The organism is Rhodopseudomonas sp., assembly GCF_048594845.1.
Classification (GTDB): domain Bacteria; phylum Pseudomonadota; class Alphaproteobacteria; order Rhizobiales; family Xanthobacteraceae; genus Rhodopseudomonas.
In genome coordinates this window covers 1-5,119 of the sequence record NZ_JBMDXE010000341.1, presented here as the reverse complement: position 1 = coordinate 5,119, position 5,119 = coordinate 1, and the positions used below count along the sequence as shown (strand labels likewise).

The window sequence follows — 5,119 nt, the reverse complement described above, 5'->3', positions numbered from 1 at the left end:
CATCGACCCGTCGATCGCGCTGGCGCACTGAGCGACGTGACGGGCATTCCGACCATATCCGACAAGCCATCCCGGCGCGGCCGCGCTGCGCCGGGACGATGGTTCGCGGTCGGCCGCCCGCCGCGCCCGCGCGCGCGGCTGATCCTCGGCGTGCTGTCCTTCGCGCTGCCGCTACTCGCATGGTACGCAGTGTCCTACGTGCCGTTTCTCTGGCATCCGCTGATCGAGATCACCGATCCGGGTGACGTCAGTTACTTCCAGAAGGGCATGCGGGCCCCCAAGGAGGCGTTCGCCGAGGAGGTCGCGGCCGCCAAGGCCGCCGGCACCGACGCGCCCACCGGCGTGCCGGCCAATCCGGTGTATCTGCCGGCGCCGCACGATGTGGCGCGTGCGCTGTGGAGTGCGGTCACGCCCGCCGCCGACATGCGGGACGAATTCCGCCTCGGCCTCAGCCTCTGGCACTCGATCCAGATCATCTTCTGGGCCTTCCTGATTTCGTCGGTGATCGGCGTGCCGCTCGGCATCCTGTGCGGCGCCTACAGCACGATCGGCCGGCTCACCGAACCCTTCGTCGAATTCTTCCGCTATCTGCCGGCGCCGGCCTTCGGCGCGCTGTGCGTCGCGGTGCTCGGGATCTACGACGCACCGAAGATCGCCATCGTGGTAATCGGCACGTTCTTCCAGCAGGTGCTGATCATCGCCGCGACTACCCGGCGGGTCGACTACGCGCTGCTCGAAGCCGCGCAGACGCTGGGCGCGCGTAACCTGCGGCTGGTGCGCCATGTCGTGGTGCCGGCGATTCTGCCGGATCTCTACAACGACCAGCGCATCCTGCTCGGCTGGGCTTGGACCTATCTGATCGTCGCCGAACTGGTCGGCGCGTCGTCGGGCATCACCTTCTTCATCACCCAGCAGGCGCGCTACCAGCATTTCGAAAACGTCTATGCGGCGATCCTGGTGCTCGGCGTGGTGGGCTTCGGGAGTGATCTCGTGCTGGCGCGGCTGGGGCGCTGGCTGTTTCCCTGGAAGAAGACCACCGCATGAGCGTGACACTGACCAACCAGGAGGCGGTCGCGGCGCGCTTTGCGCGGCTGAAGGCGCGTGAGCCGATCCTGCAGGTGCGCGGGCTGACCAAGACCTTCCCGACCGCGGAGGGTGAACGCACGGTGCTCGATCGCATCGATCTCGTCACCCATCGCCGGGAGTTTCTCTGCGTCGTCGGTCCCTCGGGCTGCGGCAAGTCCACGCTGATCCGCACCATCGCCGGGCTGGAGGATCCGCAGGGTGGCGACATCCTGGTCGCGGGCCAGCCGGTGCATGGGCCTGGCCCCGATCGCGCGATGGTGTTTCAGGGCTACACCCTGTTTCCGTGGCTCACCGTTTTGGGCAACGTCATGTTCGGCCTGCGGATGGCCAATATGGCGAGTACCGAAGCGAAGCGACAGGCCGGGCAATGGCTCGATCTGGTCGGACTCGAAGCCTACGCCGATGCCTATCCGGCGCAGCTCTCCGGCGGCATGAAGCAGCGCGTCGCGATCGCCCGCGCACTCGCGATCCAGCCGCGCATCCTGCTGATGGACGAGCCGTTTTCGGCGCTCGACGCCAAGACGCGGGCCCGGATGCAGTCCTATCTGGTCGATATCTGGAGCAAGATCGACATCACGGTGGTGTTCATCACCCACGACCTCGACGAGGCCGTGCTGCTCGCCGATCGCATCCTCGTGCTGAAAGCCAATCCCGGCGCGGTGGTCGACCTGATCGAGGTGCCGGCCCTCCGGCCCGCGGGCGGCCGCAGTCTCGAGGACCCGGCGTTGAAGGCCACGCTGTCGCGGCTCGAAGACATGATCCACCGGCACGAACGCGCAGCCACCGACGACGAGGAGACGATCACTCCGGTGGTTCGGCTCGCGGCTGCTGGCGACGAGGTGAACTAAGCGATGCAGTGGGCCGAACGGACCTGGACCGAACTCCCCGGCGATCTTCAAGCGGTCAGCGCCGCCGCGATCCTTCCGGTCGGCGCGACCGAGCAGCATGGGCCGCATCTCGGCTGCGGGATGGACTTCGTGCTGGCGGACGCGCTGTGCCGTGCGGCCGCCAAGGCGACCGGCGTGCCGATGCTGCCCACGCTGCCCTATGGCTGCTCGCTCGGCCACAGCCGGCGCTGGCCCGGCACGATCGCGCTCGATCCGATCCTCACGACGCAGCTCGTCGCCGCGATCGGCGAGGGCGCCTATGCGTCCGGTGTCCGTCGGCTGTTCATCGTCAACGCCCACGTTACCAACGCAGCGCCGCTTCGCTCCGCGCTGGAAATCCTGCGCGCACGCCACGATGGGCTGATGGTGGCGCTGGTCAACACCGCGACGCTGAGCGAGCGGGTGCGCGAGGCGCATTTCGCCGACGCCGCCGACTGGCACGCCAACGACGCTGAATCCTCGCTGATGCTCGCGATCGCGCCCGACCTCGCGCGGCCCGACCGCTTCGCCGACGCCGACGATCCCGACCGCACCGAAGGCCTCGTGTTCGCGCATCCGGTCAATCGCACCAGCCTCAACGGCGTCACCGGGCGTCCCAGTCTGGCGACGCTGGAGAAAGGTCAGCACCTGTTCGGCTGGATGGTCGAAGACCTCTGCGCGCTGATCCGCAAAGGCGTCACCGAGACGCCGCCGCTATCCCACGGCTTCGACGAGCCGGCCACTATCCCTACCGCAAGAGAGAAGTCATGAAAGCAAGTGAAGACGTGAAGGCCGTGATGGAAGGCCTGCGCGCCAAAGGCGTGAAGTATTGCATCGGGGCCTACGTCGACATCCACGGCGCCCAGAAGGGCAAGGTCGTGCCGCTCGACCATCTGCCGCAGATGGCGGCGGGCTCCGAGCTCTACACCGGCTATGCGGTCGACGGTCTGGGACAGGCCCCGAACGAGGACGAGTTCGCCTCGGTGCCCGACATCTCGCGGTTCATCCAGCTTCCCTGGGAGCCCAAGATTGCCTGGGCCCCGGCCGATATCTCGTTCAAGGGCGAGCCCTATCCGCTGTCGACGCGCGTGCTGCTGAAGAACGTGATGGCCGAAGCGGCCCAGATGGGTTTTGGATTCAATCTCGGCATCGAATGCGAGATCTTTCTGCTCAAGCAGCAGCAGGGAGGCGCGCTCGCGATTCCCGATCCGGACGATAAGCTGGTGAAGCCTTGCTACGATGTGCGCGGCTTCCTCTCGAACTTCTCCTGGGTCGACCGCGTCGCCGAAACCATCAACGATCTCGGCTGGGATCTGTATTCGCTCGACCACGAGGACGCCAACGGTCAGTTCGAATTCGACTTCGCCTATTCGGATGCGCTTACCACGGCCGACCGGCTGACCTTCTTCCGGCTCATGGCCAAGCAGTACGCCAAGGACGAAGGCCTGATCGCCACCATGATGCCGAAGCCGTTCGCCAATCGCACCGGCAACGGCGCGCACTTCAACATGTCGCTGTCCGATCTGAAAACCGGCGCGAATCTCTTTGCCCGCGCCCCGAAGGATGATCCGCGTGGGCTCGGCCTGTCGGAGATCGGCTATCACTTCATCGCCGGCGTGATGCGCCATGGCCGCGCCTTGTGCGCCGCGTTTGCCCCAACGGTGAACAGCTACAAGCGTCTGACGCGGCGCGGCGCCATGGCGACGTTCTCATGGGCGCCGGTGTTCAATTCCTACGGCTCGAACAATCGCACCAACTCGATTCGCGTCCCGATGGGCGGTGGCCGCTGCGAGAGCCGCAACGCCGACGGCGCCGCCAACCCTTATCTCGCGGCGGCGCTGGCGCTCGCGGCGGGTCTCGAAGGCGTGCGCCAGAAGCTCGATCCTGGCGCGCCCAACGAGGACAATCTCTACGAACTCACCGAGGCCGAACGCGCCGCTCGCGGCATCGAATTCCTGCCGCAGACGCTGGCCGAAGCGGTCGACGCTTTCGAGGCCGATGCCTTGGTCGAGAAGACGTTGGGCAAGGCTCTGCGGGACGAGTTCGTGGCCTACAAGCGCGAGGAATGGCGCGAGTACCACGCGACGATCAGCCAGTGGGAGATCGATCGTTACAGCCATATGTTCTAGGCTGTCCCGGTTCTGACCCGGATCAGAACCGAAGCTCGTCCTCCTTGAGCGATGATGCGGGCGCGCGGCGGGTCAACGCAAGCGAACGGCGTGCGGGTATTGTTCAACTCCCGCCCGCCGCCTTGACCTCCGCCAGGCCGGCATGGCACCCCCCTGCACCGTCGGGGTTGCCATTCGCGCGAGCCTCGGAAGCTGCCCGAAATGCGGCGGATTTTCGCGCGCATGTCGGCGGCTTCGCGCGCGTCGCGCCCAGGGGAAGATCACGATCATGCATGAGGATTTCGAAGCCGATCTGCGCGGGTTGGCGGCGCGGGGGCGGCTGCGGGCGCTCAAAGAGCGCGCGGGGGTCGACTTCACGTCGAACGACTATCTCGGGCTCGCCGAATCCGAGGAGCTCAATCGCGCGGCGGCCGAGGCGGTGGCGCGCGGCGTGCCGGTGGGGTCGGGTGGCTCGCGGCTGCTGCGCGGCAATCATCCGGAGCACGAAGCGCTGGAGGCCGAGGCGGCGGCATATTTCGGCGCCGAGACGGCGCTGTATTTCGGCGGCGGCTTCGTCGCCAATCAGGCGATCTTCTCGACGCTGCCGCAGCGTGGCGATCTCGTCGTGCACGACGAGCTGATCCACGCCAGCGCGCACGAGGGACTGCGCCGCGGCCGGGCCGAATTCGTCAGCGCGGCGCACAACGACATCGACGCGTTCGAAAGCGCGATCGTGCGCTGGCGTGCGGCCGGCGGCAAGGGGCGACCGTGGCTGTCGGTCGAGAGCCTGTACAGCATGGACGGCGACAGCCCCGATCTCGATAGCCTGGTCGCTGTGGCCGATCGTCACGACGCGATGCTGGTGATCGACGAGGCGCATGCCACCGGCGTGCTCGGGCTGAATGGCCGCGGCCTCGCGGCGAAGTTCGAAGGTCGGCCCAACGTCGTCACGCTGCACACCTGCGGCAAGGCGCTCGGCACCGTCGGCGGCTTCATCCTGGCGCCCCGCGTAGTGCGCGACTTTATCGTCAACCGGTCGCGGCCTTTCATCTTCGCCAC

General features: G+C 67.0%; 5 protein-coding genes. All 5 read left to right on the top strand.

Features of this window, described 5'->3' with window-relative positions:
- Positions 1-36 precede the first annotated feature (36 nt).
- The gene (locus ACOJTD_RS22925) at positions 37-1,044 is read left to right on the top strand and encodes an ABC transporter permease (protein ID WP_420135152.1); all 1,008 of its coding nucleotides are present in this window, start codon (positions 37-39) and stop codon (positions 1,042-1,044) included.
- The gene (locus tag ACOJTD_RS22920; RefSeq protein ID WP_420135151.1) at positions 1,041-1,934 is read left to right on the top strand and encodes an ABC transporter ATP-binding protein; all 894 of its coding nucleotides are present in this window, start codon (positions 1,041-1,043) and stop codon (positions 1,932-1,934) included. Before ACOJTD_RS22925 ends, ACOJTD_RS22920 begins: the two co-directional genes overlap by 4 nt.
- A gap of 3 nt (positions 1,935-1,937) precedes the next feature.
- Positions 1,938-2,723, top strand: a complete 786-nt coding sequence (locus ACOJTD_RS22915) for a creatininase family protein (RefSeq protein ID WP_420135150.1) — start codon at positions 1,938-1,940, stop codon at positions 2,721-2,723.
- On the top strand, positions 2,720-4,081 hold the full coding sequence (gene glnT / locus ACOJTD_RS22910) for a type III glutamate--ammonia ligase (protein ID WP_420135149.1): 1,362 nt from the start codon (positions 2,720-2,722) through the stop codon (positions 4,079-4,081). Before ACOJTD_RS22915 ends, glnT begins: the two co-directional genes overlap by 4 nt.
- Positions 4,082-4,349: 268 nt before the next feature.
- On the top strand, positions 4,350-5,119 hold a 770-nt coding region (locus tag ACOJTD_RS22905), incomplete at its 3' end, for an aminotransferase class I/II-fold pyridoxal phosphate-dependent enzyme (RefSeq protein ID WP_420135148.1).